This window comes from Alcanivorax sp. (genome assembly GCF_017794965.1).
GTDB lineage: Bacteria > Pseudomonadota > Gammaproteobacteria > Pseudomonadales > Alcanivoracaceae > Alcanivorax.
The window spans coordinates 868,580-884,851 of sequence record NZ_CP051240.1 but is presented as its reverse complement, the minus strand read 5'-3'; the positions used below and the strand labels follow the sequence as shown (position 1 = coordinate 884,851).

At 57.8% G+C, this 16,272-nt stretch carries 21 protein-coding genes, 1 tRNA gene and 1 riboswitch; of the genes, 8 read left to right on the top strand and 14 right to left on the bottom strand.

The genetic code is table 11. The annotated features are described in order from the left end of the window. Nucleotides 1-226 precede the first annotated feature (226 nt). From HF945_RS03970 to iscR, 3 genes are all read right to left on the bottom strand, one after another. Nucleotides 227-406 (bottom strand): heme NO-binding domain-containing protein, encoded by a 180-nt coding sequence (locus HF945_RS03970; RefSeq protein ID WP_290524463.1) that lies wholly within the window; start codon nt 404-406, stop codon nt 227-229. Nucleotides 407-596: 190 nt separating this feature from the next. Next, entirely contained in the window at nt 597-1,745 is a 1,149-nt protein-coding gene (locus HF945_RS03965) for an IscS subfamily cysteine desulfurase (protein WP_290524462.1), read from the bottom strand. Nucleotides 1,746-1,937: 192 nt separating this feature from the next. Beyond that, a complete protein-coding gene (iscR, locus tag HF945_RS03960) occupies nt 1,938-2,399 on the bottom strand; it encodes a Fe-S cluster assembly transcriptional regulator IscR (RefSeq protein ID WP_290524461.1) in 462 nt (153 codons plus the stop codon). Nucleotides 2,400-2,615: 216 nt separating this feature from the next. Here iscR and HF945_RS03955 point away from each other — a divergent pair. Continuing rightward, nucleotides 2,616-2,692 (top strand) — tRNA-Met (locus HF945_RS03955). A gap of 395 nt (nt 2,693-3,087) precedes the next feature. Here HF945_RS03955 and HF945_RS03950 read toward each other — a convergent pair. The 11 genes from HF945_RS03950 to HF945_RS03900 form a co-directional block, all read right to left on the bottom strand. Continuing rightward, nucleotides 3,088-3,444, bottom strand: coding sequence for a hypothetical protein (locus HF945_RS03950; protein WP_290524460.1), 357 nt, complete (start codon nt 3,442-3,444; stop codon nt 3,088-3,090). Between the two features lie 135 nt (nt 3,445-3,579). After that, entirely contained in the window at nt 3,580-3,849 is a 270-nt protein-coding gene (locus HF945_RS03945) for a hypothetical protein (protein ID WP_290524459.1), read from the bottom strand. Nucleotides 3,850-4,273: 424 nt separating this feature from the next. Further along, complete coding sequence (locus HF945_RS03940) at nt 4,274-5,512, bottom strand: type II toxin-antitoxin system HipA family toxin (RefSeq protein WP_290524458.1); 1,239 nt, start codon at nt 5,510-5,512, stop codon at nt 4,274-4,276. Further along, nucleotides 5,505-5,762 (bottom strand): helix-turn-helix transcriptional regulator, encoded by a 258-nt coding sequence (locus tag HF945_RS03935; protein WP_290524457.1) that lies wholly within the window; start codon nt 5,760-5,762, stop codon nt 5,505-5,507. The genes HF945_RS03940 and HF945_RS03935 overlap by 8 nt, the downstream gene beginning before the upstream one ends. Nucleotides 5,763-5,894: 132 nt before the next feature. Continuing rightward, the gene (locus HF945_RS03930; RefSeq protein WP_290524456.1) at nt 5,895-6,515 is read right to left on the bottom strand and encodes a hypothetical protein; all 621 of its coding nucleotides are present in this window, start codon (nt 6,513-6,515) and stop codon (nt 5,895-5,897) included. A gap of 413 nt (nt 6,516-6,928) precedes the next feature. Continuing rightward, nucleotides 6,929-7,462 (bottom strand): hypothetical protein, encoded by a 534-nt coding sequence (locus HF945_RS03925; RefSeq protein WP_290524455.1) that lies wholly within the window; start codon nt 7,460-7,462, stop codon nt 6,929-6,931. Nucleotides 7,463-7,631: 169 nt separating this feature from the next. Further along, nucleotides 7,632-7,850: a hypothetical protein gene (locus HF945_RS03920; RefSeq protein WP_290524454.1), complete on the bottom strand. Its 219-nt coding sequence runs from the start codon at nt 7,848-7,850 to the stop codon at nt 7,632-7,634. A gap of 1,079 nt (nt 7,851-8,929) precedes the next feature. Then, on the bottom strand, nt 8,930-9,541 hold the full coding sequence (locus HF945_RS03915) for a TPM domain-containing protein (protein WP_290524453.1): 612 nt from the start codon (nt 9,539-9,541) through the stop codon (nt 8,930-8,932). Next, a complete protein-coding gene (locus HF945_RS03910) occupies nt 9,541-10,263 on the bottom strand; it encodes a YgcG family protein (RefSeq protein ID WP_290524452.1) in 723 nt (240 codons plus the stop codon). The genes HF945_RS03915 and HF945_RS03910 overlap by 1 nt, the downstream gene beginning before the upstream one ends. Beyond that, nucleotides 10,260-10,850, bottom strand: coding sequence for a LemA family protein (locus tag HF945_RS03905; protein ID WP_290524451.1), 591 nt, complete (start codon nt 10,848-10,850; stop codon nt 10,260-10,262). Before HF945_RS03905 ends, HF945_RS03910 begins: the two co-directional genes overlap by 4 nt. Further along, nucleotides 10,834-11,172: a GIY-YIG nuclease family protein gene (locus HF945_RS03900; RefSeq protein WP_290524450.1), complete on the bottom strand. Its 339-nt coding sequence runs from the start codon at nt 11,170-11,172 to the stop codon at nt 10,834-10,836. The genes HF945_RS03905 and HF945_RS03900 overlap by 17 nt, the downstream gene beginning before the upstream one ends. A gap of 68 nt (nt 11,173-11,240) precedes the next feature. Between HF945_RS03900 and HF945_RS03895 the strand changes: the two genes are divergently transcribed. The 7 genes from HF945_RS03895 to HF945_RS03865 all read left to right on the top strand — a co-directional run bounded on the left by HF945_RS03895 (nt 11,241) and on the right by HF945_RS03865 (nt 16,271). Further along, nucleotides 11,241-11,633 (top strand): hypothetical protein, encoded by a 393-nt coding sequence (locus HF945_RS03895; RefSeq protein WP_290524449.1) that lies wholly within the window; start codon nt 11,241-11,243, stop codon nt 11,631-11,633. An 87-nt stretch (nt 11,634-11,720) separates the two neighbouring features. Further along, nucleotides 11,721-12,089 carry a HopJ type III effector protein gene (locus tag HF945_RS03890; RefSeq protein WP_290524448.1) on the top strand — a complete coding sequence of 123 codons (369 nt, stop codon included), beginning with the start codon at nt 11,721-11,723 and terminating at the stop codon, nt 12,087-12,089. Between the two features lie 63 nt (nt 12,090-12,152). Next, nucleotides 12,153-12,716: a glutathione peroxidase gene (locus HF945_RS03885; RefSeq protein WP_290524447.1), complete on the top strand. Its 564-nt coding sequence runs from the start codon at nt 12,153-12,155 to the stop codon at nt 12,714-12,716. Between the two features lie 60 nt (nt 12,717-12,776). Further along, the gene (locus tag HF945_RS03880) at nt 12,777-13,091 is read left to right on the top strand and encodes a hypothetical protein (protein ID WP_366492553.1); all 315 of its coding nucleotides are present in this window, start codon (nt 12,777-12,779) and stop codon (nt 13,089-13,091) included. A gap of 70 nt (nt 13,092-13,161) precedes the next feature. Beyond that, nucleotides 13,162-13,935, top strand: coding sequence for a dienelactone hydrolase family protein (locus tag HF945_RS03875; RefSeq protein ID WP_290524445.1), 774 nt, complete (start codon nt 13,162-13,164; stop codon nt 13,933-13,935). Between the two features lie 197 nt (nt 13,936-14,132). Then, nucleotides 14,133-14,247, top strand: a riboswitch (guanidine-I (ykkC/yxkD leader). A gap of 56 nt (nt 14,248-14,303) precedes the next feature. Beyond that, entirely contained in the window at nt 14,304-15,368 is a 1,065-nt protein-coding gene (locus tag HF945_RS03870) for a putative urea ABC transporter substrate-binding protein (protein WP_290524444.1), read from the top strand. 84 nt (nt 15,369-15,452) lie between these two features. Then, nucleotides 15,453-16,271, top strand: a complete 819-nt coding sequence (locus tag HF945_RS03865) for an ABC transporter permease subunit (protein ID WP_290524443.1) — start codon at nt 15,453-15,455, stop codon at nt 16,269-16,271. The last annotated feature ends 1 nt before the right edge of the window (nt 16,272 follow it).

The following is a 16,272-nucleotide window of genomic DNA, read 5'->3' as shown; positions in this document are numbered from 1 at the left end:
GTTCGCCCCCTCGGCCAAGGTAAAGAGGGGCGCACTTTTGATGGCATGCTGGTTGCCTGTCGAAAAAGCGCAACAACGAGTGCGGGCCAGCCTGGAAGACCCGAAGGGCGCGGCCTGGAGCGCCCATCTGCTGCGCCTTGCCTCTCGGAAAGGGAACCACCCTGACCATCGAGACAAGACACAACAGCTGCACGCTCCAGGCCGCGCTGAGTACGCAAGGAGTTATTCAGAGGCTCCCAAGCTCCGCCGCATTCAGCAGCGCCTCCATTTCTTCATCGGGATAGATGGAAACCGGCATATAGGTCTTGCCTTTCAAGCCGGCATCTTCCACCACATGCCGCCAGATATCCTCCCCCAGGGCGGTATCCAGATAACGCTTGAAGCTGGAAACAATGGCACCGTGCATGATCTCACCCTCCTGGCCTACCTCTGCATCCCAGCAAGAGGCATACCCGGAAAATGACCATTCAGCCGATACAGGGCACCGCTGACGGCCTGTTTTGCCAGGTGAAACACATCGCCATGACTGCCAACGTCACAAAGTGCTTGGCACGGTCGTTTCTGCCCGTCACTGGTCCTGCGGGCAAGGAAGGGCGTCAGGCCGCACCGCGCAATCGACGCACCGCATCGAGGACATTCTCGATCGCCCGGTCAATATCCGCCTCGGAAGTAAAACGCCCCACCGAGAAACGAATGGAGCCATGGGCCAGATCATCCGACACGCCCATGGCCTTGAGCACATAGGACGGCTCCAGGGAGGCGGAGGTACAAGCGGAGCCGGACGATACCGCCACCTGATTCATGGCAGTGATCAGCATCTCCCCATCCACGCCGGCAAAGGCCACATTCAGATGGCCCGGCAGACGCGGACTGTCTCCGCCATTAATGGCCACATCATCCAGTGCACGGATCCCTTGCCAAAGGCGATCGCGCAAACCGGCAATCCGCCCCCCTTCTTCCTCACACTGATCCACTGCCAGCATGAACGCCTCTCCCATGCCGACAATCTGATGGGTAGGCAGGGTACCGGAACGCATGCCGCGCTCATGCCCACCACCGTGGATCTGCGCGGACACCTTCACCTCCGGCGCCCGGCGCACATACAAAGCGCCTACGCCCTTGGGCCCGTAGACCTTGTGAGCACACACTGACACCAGATCCACCGGCATCACCTGCACATCCAGCGGCAGCTTGCCCACCGTCTGGGCGGCATCGGTATGGAACAAGACCCCACGCTCACGGCACAGAGCGCCAATGGTCTGGATATCGTTGATCACCCCGGTTTCATTATTGGCATGCATGATCGACACCAGCACGGTGTCATCCCGCAGCGCCGCCGCGACCGCCTCAGGCGCAATACGGCCATCGTCCCCCGGCATGACGTAACTCACCGCATGACCCTGTTGCTCCAGCCATTTGCAGGCATCCAGCACCGCCTTGTGCTCTGTGGCACTGGTAATGACATGGCCGCCACCACGGGCTTCGATCACTCCCTTGATCGCCAGATTGTTGGCTTCAGTAGCCCCGCTGGTCCAGACGATCTCGCGGGGATCCGCATTCAACACATCGGCCACCTGGCGGCGAGCGGTTTCCACCGCCTCCTCGGCCAGCCAGCCATAAAGATGACTGCGGGAAGCCGGGTTGGCGAAGGTCCCCTCCGGGCCGAGATGACGGACCATCACGTCCACCACGGCCGGATCCACCGGCGTGGTAGCAGCGTAATCAAGATAAACAGCTTGGCTCATGGCGATGAAAGAAACCGGTTGTGTATGGAAATGAAGGCGGAAATGATCGGGGAATTATAGGGGGCAATGTAGCGTTGAGCGAATCAGCCAGTCAGGTCGGACGTCTGACGTCGGAAGTCTGACGCTGAACCCAAAACCAACAGATCTTGTTCCTTGTCGTCCGACGTCAGACCTCAGACGTCCCTCCGTCTTCTACAGGCTACTCACGGACAACCGCTGGTGACGGTCCTGACGCTCGGAGATCTGCTTGACCTCCTGTCGTGCAACCAGTTCACCCAGGGTAATGCCGCCCAGAAAACTCTGAATCTGGTCGGAAAGATCGCACCACAGATGATGGGTCAGGCAGGTATCACCTTCCTGGCAATCGCCGTGGCCGCCACAACGGGTGGCATCCACCGGCTCGTCCACGGCGGAAATCACCGACGCCACATCGATATCGTCGCTGGCCCGGCTCAACTGATAGCCCCCACCGGGGCCCCGCACGCTGTTTACCAACCCGTTACGGCGCAGTTTGGCAAACAGCTGCTCCAGATAGGAAATGGAAATACCCTGACGATCCGAAATGTCCGCCAGCGACACCGGGCCGGCTGCAGCATGCAGGGAAAGATCCAGCATCGCCGTCACCGCATAACGGCCCTTGGTAGTCAGTCGCATATCCACACCCTTTTTATGTGTATTACAGGTTGAAGCCTAATAATCCCGACCATTTCAGTCAAGTATTAGCATCACAATAATGACAATGATTCTCAATTAAGACAAGCAAATCGCAAAACGTTCCCCATGTCGAGCCAGCCTGGCTAAACATTGTCCAGCTGAACCGGTAAAGCTTGACACCTGCACCCACCTCGCGGAAAATTCGCGGCCTCGAATGGCAAGGTAGCTCAGCTGGTTAGAGCACAGCACTCATAATGCTGGGGTCGGCGGTTCAAGTCCGCCCCTTGCTACCAAACGATGAAAAAAGGGCTGGAGAGTGATCTCCAGCCCTTTTTTTGTGCCGCTTCGCGGCGGCTGCACGCTTCATGCATCACGCAACATGCCAAAGCGGCAAGCTACAAGCTGCAACACGGGGCGTGGCTTCTGCCAAACGAGCCCCGCCCCACTCCGCGCAGGCAGCCCTGAGTGCAGGAGCACCACTTGAGGGGCGAATCCGGCATCGCCCTCCTTGCACCAGACTCCTCGCGCACGATGCAAGACCAGACGCCACCGTTCGACTTCTTTGCCATATAAACACACCTCATTAGGTTGTAGTGAGGTGTCTACTTTTCTTGCGGAGGTTGGACAGTTAACGCCCGCCTCAGCCGCCGAATGTCGGCTTGCAGGCCCTTGTTATGCTCTAGTCCTCTCACGGACACAGAAGCGTATCGAAGTGTAGAATCAACTGAGTTGCGTAGTCCTCGCCTATTGGCACGGAAATCCACTCGTAGTTGTTTATTGTGTATGCGTTGGCCTTATCGGCCGCGACCCATTCATCAACACCGACAGCTCCGTTCTTTACATCTCCATGCACCGTCAACCCAATCGGCGCGACATACTTTCTGTCTTTAACTGCAATGCTACAATTTCCTTCACGTATCGCAGCCTCCGCGGAAGGCTTTGAGTAATACTCAGAGGTGGTAGCTTTTGGGAAACTCTCACCAAACTGCGCGGGGCTCATTGAGGTGGCGCATCCGGAGACTAGCGCCACCAGGCTTGTAGCCATAATTAATCTTCTCACGCCAACCCTCTCTGACAATTACGAGCCTTGTAAACATAACGCCCGGCACACGCGCCGGTTTGGAGCCGCGAAGCGGCGGAAAAGCGGTCGCCGTGATGCCGCTTGTTAGTGCCCATACACCTAGTCATCAGGGTATTCGGATAGATAAAGCTTTATTCCAAGCTTTGCCATGATGGACATGGCGCGAACACTTAAAATTGCACCGCCACCAAGAGCGTTTTCGCGCATACTGAATCCGATGTCCGCAATGTAGTCCGCTGGAGGCAAACTCTCCTCTTGTTCCACCAGCCATTCCTCTAGGCAACGTATTTGAGAGGGCAGCTCCCAGTCACCTGCTGCCAGCTTGGCTATGTTCACGTTGTCAGATTCACGCTTGATGTAAATAGGCAAAGACAACTCCATTGAGCACTAACAGTTTATTCAATTGCAGATGCGATATAACACTTTGCTGTATATCCCCGATCCACTCCCACTCAAGAATCACATGAGACCGACTACCTATCAGTGACTTACCCTACAATCAGGAATCACTCTCAACAGACTTTTCTTGAACTTGCGTGTTGAACGGGAATTTTTACTCGGACTTTTCTTGCATCCGCTTTTCTAAAAAATCACCTTATCTCAATCACTTAAAAATTTATGTAAGCCATAACCTACAAGATCAACTTGCGCGCTGATGAAAACGGCCGGAGTCCGCTGACTTCGCCCCTGTTGGTGAAGAGGTAAAGGAAAAAGAAAGGACAAGGGCACGCCCCCCCCTCACTGAAAAAACGCCGGGAAAGCTCTCTTGACTCAGACCTGCCATAAACACCACTCAGGTCTTGATCACCCGCCCCAACTTTTCACTATCTTCAAAACTCACTCCCGCTTCACTAGCAAAGTGCCGCCATTGCTCGACAGCGCGCATCACATCCTTTGCTGCCGCTTCGACTTTGGGTCTGGGTAATTTGAAGATACGGCCATCTTCCAGGGCTTCCGTGGGCGAGGGAGGCCAGGGCTGGTACTGGTAGCCGGCGGCGTGGTGGGTATTGAGGGTGAGACTGGGTACCAGATCATAGGCTGGGGCCAGGTGATAGCCTTTTGGGCCATGCATGAAACTGAAATTACGCTCGTGGTCATCGGTGTTGTTGATGGCACGATTGAAGAGCATCAATTTGAGCAGCTGTATCAGGTCTTGTTCTACGCGGCAGGAATATTTCCGGATCAACTCGCTGACATGGTCGTAGCGGAAGGCATGCCCAGGATCCAGTTGTGACTGGGGCTCCTTGAGCAGTCCGTTGGCGGTGATCAGGTGCTTTCTGGTGTCGCCGTCTATGTCGAAGCGATCCAGCAACAGCACTTCGCGACCATTGATTCCCGTGATGACCTTCCCATCCAGCATGGTGATGCCTGCAGCCTGCGCCATTTTCAGACAGGCCAGTTCCACTCTGGCATTGTTGTAGCTGTCCTGGGTGAAGCGGTTGAACTTGGCCAGATAGTGGCCGTGAGCATCAAACAGCAGGGCCTTGGGCCGGGCACCGCCCACACCAGTACCGGCGTTGGCCAGATAGAGCAGGCTCATTTCGTCCAGGTCCACTTGACCGTGGTCCAACTGGTCCAGTTGTTGGGCCGCCTGCTCTGCTGCCTGCAGATACTCAAGAGCGTAACCGCCGTCGAAGTGTGGCACCCCGCCCTGCTCCACGATGGAAACGGCACCAATCCTGCTATTGCCCAACAGGGAGAGGGTATCAATCGCGCTGTTGGCGTTGAGCTTTTTGTGGTCGCGATACAGCGCCAACTGCACCAGCACCTTGCGACCCCAGTCATCCGGCAGGTAATCGTCGAGAATCGCCGGGCAGGCGCCCCGGTGGCAGGCAAATTCAAACGTACCTGAGCGAAGAGGAAGCTGTGCCGGGTCAATGGAAAAGGCTCCGGAACCATCCAGGTATTCGGAACGGTAGCGAAACCCTACCTCGCTGAGGCTGCCCGCCTCTTCCAGCAGTACCACCTCGGCAGCATGTACCAGCCCTGTCTCACGGGTATTGAGGTAGAGATCGTAGCGCTGTCTAGTCATCGAACAGGCTCCGTCTGGGCTTCAGCAGGTACTGGAATGGCTCGTCCAGGCCCAGCAATCTGGCTGCCTGCAGATATTTCCCCATGGAGACGCTGAGATCGCCCTTCTCCATCCGTTGCAGGGTTGCCCTGCCGACACCAATCCGTAATGCAAAGTCATCCAGGGTATCGTCAGGGTACGCTTTGCGCCTTGCTTCACGGAGGTTGCTGCCAATTTTCGCCAAGGTTTCCATACCGATAAATCTACTCATAAATGAGTAGAAATCAATCTATAAAGCAAAATATACTCAAATATGAGTAGACAGGCATTGCAACGACATCCTGCGCCTCAAGCAAAAGACCGGACACTCATCAAAAGCAGCGCCGGTCCGTATGCCTTCCAATCAGATCTTGTCGACTTTGACGCCCACTGCGGAGGTCATCTGAATGACCACTTCCGCGCCGACATGCTCCTCTTTCAACTCCACGTCGGGCCACACGGCAAATTGCTCCTCACTGCCATCAGGGAAGCGCAGTGTCGCGCTGTGCGCTTCAAGGTCCACCGCGGTGACCACGGCCACGATTTCATCCACCTCCGCAATCACGCCGGCGGGTTTCTGGCCTTTCTCGGCGGTCTCCATGAGCAAGGCGGCATCGGCCTGTGCGCCGCTGCCCGGCGGGCGGGCATAAACGACCATTTGCTCGTAAAACACCACGTGCACCTTGTCGCCCTTCTCTACCTGGTCCAGATTTTCCACCAGAGGTCCTACCGTCAGGGTAGTACTCTCACCCGTGCTGTCCTTGAGAGTCACTTCCCGGGTGTCGTGATCAATAGCGGTGACCTGCGCCACCAGATCCAGGCGACGCAATTGCGCGCTGCCCGGCTCGCCCTCATTGTGAATTTCCTCCGTCTGCAGTGACGGCTCGGGGAGCGCGTCATCCTCCGTGGTAGAGGCACAACCGGAAAGCCACAGTATCAAGGCCAATACTGCGAACGGGAATTGAAACTGAGAGGGGATACGCATTGCTTGAGACTCCTTGCCAAAAAAGATCCTTGTTGTGTGCCGCGCAGTGAAGCCGCAACGAACACGATAACGATAGCCTCCTACAGTCGGGACAAGGCGGCAATCAAAACCTGCTGCGCCCCCATTTCAGAGAAAGAAGATTATCTTGCCGCTGATACGTGAGGCAGCCATTTCCCCGCTGACACCGTCGAGACACACACCCCGGCAAGCCTCTCGATAACGTCTGATGCAGACACTTTCAGACAGCCTCGCCCCTCGGCAACAGTAAAAGAGGAGACGCAAGGAGTTATTCAGAGGCTCCCTAACCGGGGGTACGTCGTCCACCCGGCCTTTCACCCGGCACCGCCACGCAAACATCACCACAGACTTCATTTTGAGATCTTTGACGGGGGTTGTGTCAAACCCACGCCCACTCAGCGCTGAAACCAGTAGTCAAACCCGAGGGTATAGGCTTCTACCTCCACATCATCAAGTTCATACCAGTCCACGCTGCCCCGAAAACGCAGGTTATCGAGGCCGTAGCGGAATCCCAGGCCGTAGTGGGGATCCAGGCCGTCTTCGTCCCTGGCACCACGCACTTTCGCATCCCAGCCCAGAACGCCGGTTCGAACAAACAGGTCGGTGCCCGTCGCCACCCGGGCAACCCCGACAACGGCGGCCTCAAGGCCACCCACGCTGAGATTGTCGTCCGGGCCATAGCGACCCAACCAGACGGGACCCGCCTCAAGTCCGGCGGAAAAGGAAGAAGGATTGAAGTCGAACTGCATCCCTGCAAGCAGTGAAAAGGTGGAGTCCGTGGTGTCGATGCCCGAGGGCAAATCCGGATAGTCGAAATCTGTCCAGCCACCCTTGAACACGCCGTACCAGGTGGGCGCCGCCAAGGCTGGCAAAGAAAGGCTGAACAGCAATGCAGCCCAGGCCAGGGCAATTGGCACACCTTGTCTCATCAGTCGCTTCCTGCGATCAACTCGGTCCTGCCCTGACCGTAGCACGCTTGTCCTGCGGCAATGTATTACACCCGGGGAGTATTACCGAGCAACCACAACCAAGCCGTTGCGGTAAGCCTCATGACTGTGGAGACGGGAGCCACGGGTCAGCCGGCAAGCCGGGGCGGAATCAGGGCCGAATGACAAAATAGTAATCGCCGCTGAGTTTCAGACGCAGGCAACCCTGGGGGTCGGGCTGGTCTGTTTCCCATTCCACATCCTGCACACCCAGATCAAAGGCGGCGGTGTTGCGGGCGATGGATTTCAGGCGCTCAAGATCATTTGACTCGGTAATCAGAACAGGAGGAATCGGCGTAGCGGTACCAAGGTGCTCGCGAAACAGTTTCATCGTCTCTCTCCATAGCGCATGCCAGAACCGTTACCCGGTTCTGGCGACGGCCACTGCATCGTTGGCAGTGGCATTGTCCTTATTGCTATTGGCTTGCCGGGCCATGATGGCGGAACGCAAACGGGGATCCGACCGGCACGGTTAGCTTTTCTGCTCCTTCTTTTGGTACTGAATTTCAACCTTTCCCGCAATTGTCCACTTTTCTCATATTCAATTACTGAGTAGCACTGAGTTCTTCAGCGCAGGGGCCACCACCGGAGCGGTTTTCTATTCTTATCAGTCGCTTGGAAGGGAAGAAAAAAGGATTAGCCAGGAACGGTTGCCCGGCTACCACCAGGGAAAGGCCGGCACCAGGCGATGAACGGCGTTTCAGAATGGGCCCAGCCTGCGAAGAACGCCTTCGGCGGGTGATTCGGCGATACGTTAGCCCCGGTGTGCGAACCAACAGCCAGAACAGACACGGGGCAAACCTGACAGGCACCCGGACCGCAAAAGCCCGGGTTCCTCCCACTGCTGTCCCACAGTTTGACTTAGGGAGCCTCTAAATAACTCCTTGCGTACTCAGCGTGACCTGGATCGTGCAGCTGTTGTGTCTTGTCTCGACGGTCAGGGTGGCTCCCTTTCCGAGAGGCAAGGCGCAGCAGATGTGCGCTCCAGGCCGCGCCTTTATGCCCGAACGGGTGCTCTCGGGTCTTCCAGGCTGGCCCGCACTCGTTGTTGCGCTTTTTCGATGGATGGACATACACCTTCAAAAGCGCGCCCCTCTTTACCTTTGCCGAGGGGGCAAACCAGCCTGAAAGACTGAGCATGCAAGGAGTTATTCAGAGGCTCCTTAGCGAAGTCCGAAACCCGCCAGGCTGGCAAGCCGGCGGGTTGCTCTGTTTAGGGGAACAGGATTTAACCGCCGCATTTTGACGCTCGCAGATGCCTTGCTCGTGGGAGCCTGCTTGCAGGCGAATTTTGGTGCGGCAAGGGCTATTCGCTTGCAAGCATACCCTGACGAGCACAGAGAGCTCCCACAAGAGAAAGCGCCTCCGCTTCCTCAGGACCTTCAGGAAACTGTGGGACAGCAGTGGGGTTCAGAGCATCACCAGATGGTTGGGCAGTTCGTTCTTATCGCGGGTCGCAGGCACATGGGTGGCCAGCTTGTCGCCGCAGGCCGCCACACACTGCTGAAAGCCCTCTGCCATCTGTCCCGCTTTTACCCGGGCAATAAACGCATCCACGATGGCCTGCCACTGGGTATCATCCACATGCCGGGCAATGCCCTGATCCGCAAGAATTTCCACATAATGCTCGGCCTCACTGACGAAAATCAGCAAACCGGTATCGCCACGGGTGTGGTGAAGCCCCTGTTCCAGGAAGGCGCTGCGTGCCAGGCTCGCCGCGCGCTGGCGCTGCAGGGAGCGGGGTACCAGGCGGAACTGAATGGGCCTGAATCGGAACAGCACCGCCAGCCCCAGCAACACGCCCCACTGCAACATCAACGCTTCCAGCGATGTCAGCCAGTGCGGGATGAACAATAGCGCAGCCGGCACCAGCAGAGACAACAGCGCAGCCCACAGGGTGGTGATGTAACGATAGTCGTCCGCTTGCCCCGCCAGCACGGTGACCAGTTCAGCGTCAGTGCGCTTTTCCTGCTCAGTGATAGCTGCAGCAAGATCTGCCTGGGCCTGTTTATCCAATAACATCACCAACCTCCTGAGGCGCCACCGCCACCAAAGCCGCCACCACCGCCGCCGAAGCCGCCGCCACCAAAACCGCCACCGCCGAAGCCACCACCGCCCATGGGCATGGGCAGGAACATGAAGCCCCCGCGGCGACCACCGCGACCGCCACCGCCCCCGAAGGAGAGCAGGAAGGTCAGCACAATCATCACACCGAGGATACCCAGGGCCTTGAGGCCAGAGGGTTTCTGACGGGCCTGGCGGGTACCCGCATACTCACCCTTGATGGCAGCCTGAATGGCCGTGACACCCGCCTGGATACCACCATAGAACTGCCCCTGACGGAACGCGGGAAGGATTTCCTGCTGGATAATGATGCTGGACAGGGCATCGGTGAGCGCCCCTTCCAGACCATAACCCACCTCGATGCGCACCTTGCGGTCGTTGGGCGCGACGATCAGCAACACGCCGTTGTCGTTATCCTTGCTGCCAATACCCCAGTGACGGCCCAGCTGGTAACCGTAGTCGGCAATGTCATACCCCTGCAGATCGGACAGGGTAACCACCACCACCTGATTGGACGTATTCTGCTCCGCCGAGGCAAGCGTGCCACTCAGGCTCTGCACCTGGGCCGGCGTCAGCAGACCGGCCTGGTCCACCACCCGGCCGGTCAGCTCAGGGAAATCAGGCGCCGCCCACAGGGGCCGCGCCAGCAACAACAGGGCCAGTATCAGAAAGCGCATCATTCGAAGCTGACAGCCGGCGCCTCGTCGGCCCCTTCCGACGTGGCTTCATAGGTGTCACGCACTTCCATCTCGCTATACAGGAAGCTGTGCCAGAGGCGGCCCGGGAAGGTACGAATTTCGGTGTTGTACTGCTGCACGGCGGCGATGTAATCCCGGCGCGCCACGCTGATGCGGTTTTCGGTGCCTTCCAGCTGGGATTGCAGGGCCAGAAAATTCTGGTTGGCCTTCAGATCCGGGTAACGCTCTGCCACTACCATCAGGCGTTGCAGGGCGGAACCGAGCTGGCGCTGGGCCTGCTCGAACTGCTGCAACTTTTCCGGGTTATCCAGCATGTTGCCATCCACCTGGATGGAACCCACCTTGGCACGGGCTTCGGTCACATCTACCAGTACTTCCTGCTCGTGGGCGGCATACCCCTTCACGGTATTGACCAGATTGGGAATCAGGTCTGCACGGCGCTGATACTGGTTTTCCACCTGGCTCCAGGCGGCTTTTACCTGCTCGTCGTAGGTGGGGATATTATTGATCCCGCAGCCACTCAACCAGCCCGCCAGCATTACCAGCACAAAACTACGCCACAGTGTCATTACCTTGTTCTCCATTAATGTATTCGGAATCTTCCAGCCAGATTGACAGCGGTTGCCGACGTTTTTCTTCTCGCAGCGCCGCCAGCAATTTGTCCTTGTTGGCCCGGCTCAGCCGTTTCAAACCAGCTTCCAGCTGGCTGGCCGTTGAACGATCGCCACCGGGCACCAGTAATATCGGCACCACCGGACGCCGCACCCGGGTATATCGTGCGCCTTTCGGGCTGTGATTATGCTCGTAAAAGCGGCGAGCCGGCTCGGTACAGATACCGGTATAAAGAGACCGGTCCGCACACCTCACCATGTACACCCACCACTGTTGCATGCTTTTACATCTGCCTTTGAAATCATTGCTATGATGCCAGAGCTAATTCAGACAACAAGGATGAAAATATGGTTACCTACCTCTACTGGTTTTTGGTCGCAGCTCTGGTGATTGGTGCCCTGTTCGGCATTGGCGTGCGCATGGAGAAATGGAAGCCAGCGATCATTGTTGCCGCCATCATCTGGCTGGTCGCCACCCTGGCCTATTATTTCTGGCTGCAGCAGGTGTTCGTGAAGCGCTTTGGCGGCACCATGAGCATTACCATTCCTGAAGGCCACTACCACCTCAACGCCACCTGGAAGGAAGACAACCTGTGGATCGAGGACTATGACCCGGAAACCGGTGACTGCATCTTCCGCGAGTATTCCCGCGGCAATATGCTGCAGGGCAAGGTGGTCCTGAAAAACTGCAACCCGCTGGGCGCGGAAAGGCTGCCAGAGGCCGCGGCCGCCACCCGGTAATCGGCGCTTTGGCCTTCCCCTGCTCCGGTGTTGGCGCTACCCTTCAGCGCTTGTCCAGACGACCAACACCGGAACAGGATCCACCTCATGAGCAATTCCGTCGAAACCCTGCTGTTTGCCCTGAATCTGATGCCCGAAGTGGTTGCCTTTGAGCAGGTACAGGAAGTCATCGCAGAACACTATGACTACACCCCGACCCGGTTCACCAACGGCAGCGGCGAGGACATGGTGGTGAATGAGGCGGGTACCAATGAGGGCTCCTGCAAGATCTTCGCCTTCGCCAAGCTGCACCAGCTCAACGATGAGCAGACCCTGGCCTGCTTTGGCCATTTCTTCCGTGACCATGTGCTGAGCAATCCGGAAGGCGATGATCACGCCAATATCCGCACTTTCATGCGCCACACCCTGGCCGACGTAAAGTTCGACGGCGAGGCACTCAAGCCCAAGGGGCGTTGATCTTCGCGCCCTGTTGACCGGGCCGGAGGAATAGTCAGGTTCTGCCATCAAAGGAGCGTCATTGTGATTCGCACCCTGAAAGCGATACTGCTAATCCTGCCCCTGGCCATTACCTTGCCGGCCATGGCCAGTGATTGCCCGGCCCTGTTCGATACCCAGGTGCGCAAGCTGCACTCCAAAGCCGAGCTGGATCTGTGTGACTTGACCCGGGGGCACACGACGCTGGTGGTGAATACCGCCAGCCGCTGTGGCTACACTGGCCAGTTCAAGGGCCTGGAAAATCTCTACCAGCGCTACAAGGATCAGGGACTGGTGATCATTGGTTTTCCGTCCGATGACTTCCGTCAGGAACTGGATGATGAAGCGGACACCGCCAAGGTCTGCTATATCAATTACGGCGTCACCTTCCCCATGGCGGCCACCAGCAAGGTGAAGGGGACAGAGGCCAACCCGGTATTCCGGGCACTGGCGGAAGCCACCGAGGCACCGGGCTGGAACTTCAACAAATTCCTGGTTTCCGCCGACGGCCAGTCGATCCAGCATTTCCCCGCAGCAGAGAAACCGCTGGGTGGCGCCCTGGAAGACGCGATCAAGGCAGCGTTACAAACTCCCACCCACGGGCAGTAGAAGCCCTGCCCGCAGGCTGCTATTGTCGATGGTTCCACTTTCAACCTGGGGTCAGTTCCGGTGAAGGTTCTCAACAGCAAAGAGCAGCAACGTCATCGCCTGGAGCGTGATATGCAACGCTTTCTGGAGAAAGGTGGATCCATCGAGGAAGTCCCCAGTGGCGTCAGTGGCGCCGATGCGGTCAGTGGCAAGGGTCACCAGACCGTGCTGTTCAATGGCCCTCGCCAGCCAGGCCGCACCGACCTCAGCCAGGTGGCGGCCACCATTGATGCCCGCAAGCACAAACCCAAACGCCAACGTCTCAACGCCCGCCCCCAGCGCAAACTGCTGTATGACGACTTTGGCGAACCGCTGCGCTGGGTATGGCAGGAATGAGGTTGCCGCCGGCCGCCTGATGCGTGACGCGCACAACCCCGAAAACACTTAATCACCGAGAGGAAAAGCAATGAAACGGCTTGGCCTGTTTATCCTGTTTCTGGTCATGGGCCAAAGCGCCTACGCTGCCGAGATCATCGAAACAGAAGTCACCCTGCCCGACGGGCTGGGCACCGGTGTCATGTACCTGAACGAAAAGCAGAAGGAACCTTCTGCCGGCGTCATCGTGGTACACGAATGGTGGGGATTGAACGAATATGCCCGCAATCGCGCCCGCATGCTGGCCAAGGAAGGCTTTGTTGCCCTGGCCGTGGACATGTACGGCACTGGCAAAGTAGCCACCCATCCCAAAGATGCCACCGCCTTCATGGAAGCCGCACTGGCGGAGCCGGAAAAGATGAATGCCCGCTTCGAAGCGGCCCGCCAGATGCTGCTCAAACAGCAGCAGGTGGATGCCAAACGGATCTACGCGATTGGTTACTGCTTTGGTGGTGCGGTGGTGCTGAACCAGGCCCGTCGGGGCGTGGATCTGGCCGGTGTGGCCAGCTTCCACGGCTCTCTGGGAACGGACTCGCCGGCGCAAGCGGGAGACATCAAGGCCAAGGTTTTGGTGGCCACTGGCCAGGCTGACCCCATGGTGCCCGCCGAGCAGGTCACCGGGTTTGTTTCCGAGATGACCACTGCCGGCGTAGATCTGCGCCTGCTCAGCTTCCCGGGGGTCCAGCACAGCTTCACCAATCCCGGCGCGGATGCCGTAGCCAAACGCTTCGAGTTGCCGCTGGGCTACGATGCCCATGCTGATCTGACCAGTTGGGACGCCCTGATGAATTTCATGACGGACTGATATGCACCGCATTGGGGCGCCTCAGTACGCAGCGCCCCAATGCAATGCGTTTTATTGTACTTTCGCGCCCTGACACTTCCGCCCACACTCCCAACTCCTTGTTTTCTCCCACTTTGTCAAAGTTGGCATCTGGCTTGCAGAATTCCTGTCGAGGAATCGAATGGCTTGCATGCCATCACGCACTCAACACAATTTGCGAAATAGGCAGCTAGGGTTCCGGTCTTCGTCCTGAAGATGTCTGGTCCGAGAGCTGGCGACCTTGTCTGACTTGCTTGGCAGAAGGTTACACGGCGGGACAAAAGCCCGGGAGAGCACGATGACAGCAGTGTCATTGGATTCCTCTCCGTCCGTAGCCAAGGAGGTCCGAGATGACCCATTCCGTACGCAAAACCGCTGCCGCCGCAGCACTTTCCCTGTTTGCCGCCCTCACCCCGGCCACCGTTATGGCCAAGGATTCATTCAGCGTTTGCTGGTCCATCTATGTGGGCTGGATGCCATGGGACTATGGCGCCCAGCAAGAGATCGTCGATAAATGGGCCGACAAATACGATATCGACATCGACGTAGTGCAAATCAACGACTACGTGGAATCCATCAATCAGTACACTGCCGGCGCCTATGACGGCTGCGCCATGACCAACATGGATGCGCTGACCATTCCCGCCGCCGGTGGGGTAGATTCCACCGCCCTGATCGTAGGGGACTTCTCCAACGGCAACGATGGTGTGGTCCTCAAGGGCACCGACAAGCTGGCTGACATCAAGGGCCAGAATGTGAACCTGGTCGAGTTGTCTGTCTCTCACTATCTGCTGGCACGGGCTCTCGACACAGTAGGGCTGAGCGAAAAAGACCTGACCGTGGTGAACACCTCTGATGCTGACATGGTGTCTGCCTACACCACCGATGACGTGACCGCAGTGGCCACCTGGAACCCGCTGCTGAGCGAAATCACCGCCATGCCGGACAGCCACAAGGTGTTCGACTCTTCCAAGATCCCCGGTGAAATCATCGATCTGATGGTGGTCAACACCGAGACCCTGAACGCCAACCCGGACTTCGGCAAGGCGCTCACCGGCGCCTGGTACGAAATCATGGCCACCATGTCCGCCGACGATGAAGCCGGCAAGGCGGCCCGCACTTTCATGGCCAAGGCCTCCGGTACTGATCTGGCCGGTTACGAAGCCCAGCTTGCCTCCACCCGCATGTTCTACAACGCCAGCGAAGCCGTGGAATTCGTCAATAGTGCAGAGCTGAAAGACACCATGCAGAAAGTGGCCGAATTCTCCTTTGACCATGGCCTGCTCGGTGAAGGCGCACCGGATGCCGGTTTTGTGGGTATCGAAACGCCAGCCGGCGTATTCGGCAGCGAAGGCAATGTGCAGCTGCGCTTTATCCCTGACTACATGGCCATGGCCGCGGAAGGAAAGCTCTGAACGCCTGACGCCAGATGCCCGACGCTTGACGCTGCTTAGCGGCTGGCGTCAGGCATCCAGTCTCTAAATCAACCGGGAATTGCCATGAAGAAACTGATCAACCGTCGCCCCGGCAATGCCATGAACTGGGCGTTGGGACTCTTGCCCTTCCTGCTGCTGATCATCGCCTACATGGTGGCGTCCGACGCACGACTGGCAGAGAACCCCAACGACAAGTTGCTGCCCGCCCTGGACAGTTTCGTTCAAGCCATCGACCGCATGGCCTTCGAACCCAGCAAGCGCAGCGGCGATTACCTTTTGTGGGCTGACACACTGGCCAGCCTGCAACGGCTTGCCATTGGTGTGGCCATCAGTGCATTGATCGCGGTGGTGGTGGGCATCGGCAACGGCACCATTCCGCTGATTCGTTCCACCTTTTCCCCATTGGTCACCGGGCTCTCGCTGGTGCCCCCCATGGCGATTCTGCCCGTGTTGTTCATCATCTTCGGACTGGGGGAACTGGCCAAGGTCATGCTGATCATTATTGGTATTACCCCCTTCATGATTCGCGACCTGCAACAGCGAGCCATGGAAATCCCCGCCGAGCAGATCATCAAGCTGCAGACCCTGGGCGCCAATACCTGGCAGATCGTCACTCGTCTGGTGTGGCCGCAGATAATGCCGCGACTGATCAGCGCCGTGCGACTGTCGCTGGGCCCGGCCTGGTTGTTCCTGATTGCCGCCGAAGCTATCGCAGCCACCGAAGGGCTGGGCTACCGGATCTTCCTGGTCCGGCGGTACCTGTCCATGGACGTGATCTTGCCCTACGTGGTGTGGATCACTCTGCTGGCGTTTGCCATCGACTTCATGCTTAGCCGCTATTCGCAATGGCGCTATCCCTGGTTCCACCAGCAAGGACATTAAG

What these genes read in the sequence shown, in the direction of transcription:
- HF945_RS03920 (WP_290524454.1), bottom strand. Translation starts at nt 7,850, where the DNA reads ATGAAACTGTTTCGCGAGCACCTTGGTACCGCTACGCCGATTCCTCCT.
- HF945_RS03875 (WP_290524445.1), top strand. Translation starts at nt 13,162, where the DNA reads ATGAAACGGCTTGGCCTGTTTATCCTGTTTCTGGTCATGGGCCAAAGC.
- iscR (WP_290524461.1), bottom strand. Translation starts at nt 2,399, where the DNA reads ATGCGACTGACTACCAAGGGCCGTTATGCGGTGACGGCGATGCTGGAT.
- HF945_RS03940 (WP_290524458.1), bottom strand. Translation starts at nt 5,512, where the DNA reads ATGACTAGACAGCGCTACGATCTCTACCTCAATACCCGTGAGACAGGG.
- HF945_RS03935 (WP_290524457.1), bottom strand. Translation starts at nt 5,762, where the DNA reads ATGAGTAGATTTATCGGTATGGAAACCTTGGCGAAAATTGGCAGCAAC.
- HF945_RS03910 (WP_290524452.1), bottom strand. Translation starts at nt 10,263, where the DNA reads ATGATGCGCTTTCTGATACTGGCCCTGTTGTTGCTGGCGCGGCCCCTG.
- HF945_RS03895 (WP_290524449.1), top strand. Translation starts at nt 11,241, where the DNA reads ATGGTTACCTACCTCTACTGGTTTTTGGTCGCAGCTCTGGTGATTGGT.
- HF945_RS03950 (WP_290524460.1), bottom strand. Translation starts at nt 3,444, where the DNA reads ATGGCTACAAGCCTGGTGGCGCTAGTCTCCGGATGCGCCACCTCAATG.
- HF945_RS03890 (WP_290524448.1), top strand. Translation starts at nt 11,721, where the DNA reads ATGAGCAATTCCGTCGAAACCCTGCTGTTTGCCCTGAATCTGATGCCC.
- HF945_RS03900 (WP_290524450.1), bottom strand. Translation starts at nt 11,172, where the DNA reads ATGCAACAGTGGTGGGTGTACATGGTGAGGTGTGCGGACCGGTCTCTT.
- HF945_RS03970 (WP_290524463.1), bottom strand. Translation starts at nt 406, where the DNA reads ATGCACGGTGCCATTGTTTCCAGCTTCAAGCGTTATCTGGATACCGCC.
- HF945_RS03905 (WP_290524451.1), bottom strand. Translation starts at nt 10,850, where the DNA reads ATGACACTGTGGCGTAGTTTTGTGCTGGTAATGCTGGCGGGCTGGTTG.
- HF945_RS03865 (WP_290524443.1), top strand. Translation starts at nt 15,453, where the DNA reads ATGAAGAAACTGATCAACCGTCGCCCCGGCAATGCCATGAACTGGGCG.
- HF945_RS03925 (WP_290524455.1), bottom strand. Translation starts at nt 7,462, where the DNA reads ATGAGACAAGGTGTGCCAATTGCCCTGGCCTGGGCTGCATTGCTGTTC.
- HF945_RS03930 (WP_290524456.1), bottom strand. Translation starts at nt 6,515, where the DNA reads ATGCGTATCCCCTCTCAGTTTCAATTCCCGTTCGCAGTATTGGCCTTG.
- HF945_RS03870 (WP_290524444.1), top strand. Translation starts at nt 14,304, where the DNA reads ATGACCCATTCCGTACGCAAAACCGCTGCCGCCGCAGCACTTTCCCTG.
- HF945_RS03965 (WP_290524462.1), bottom strand. Translation starts at nt 1,745, where the DNA reads ATGAGCCAAGCTGTTTATCTTGATTACGCTGCTACCACGCCGGTGGAT.
- HF945_RS03915 (WP_290524453.1), bottom strand. Translation starts at nt 9,541, where the DNA reads ATGTTATTGGATAAACAGGCCCAGGCAGATCTTGCTGCAGCTATCACT.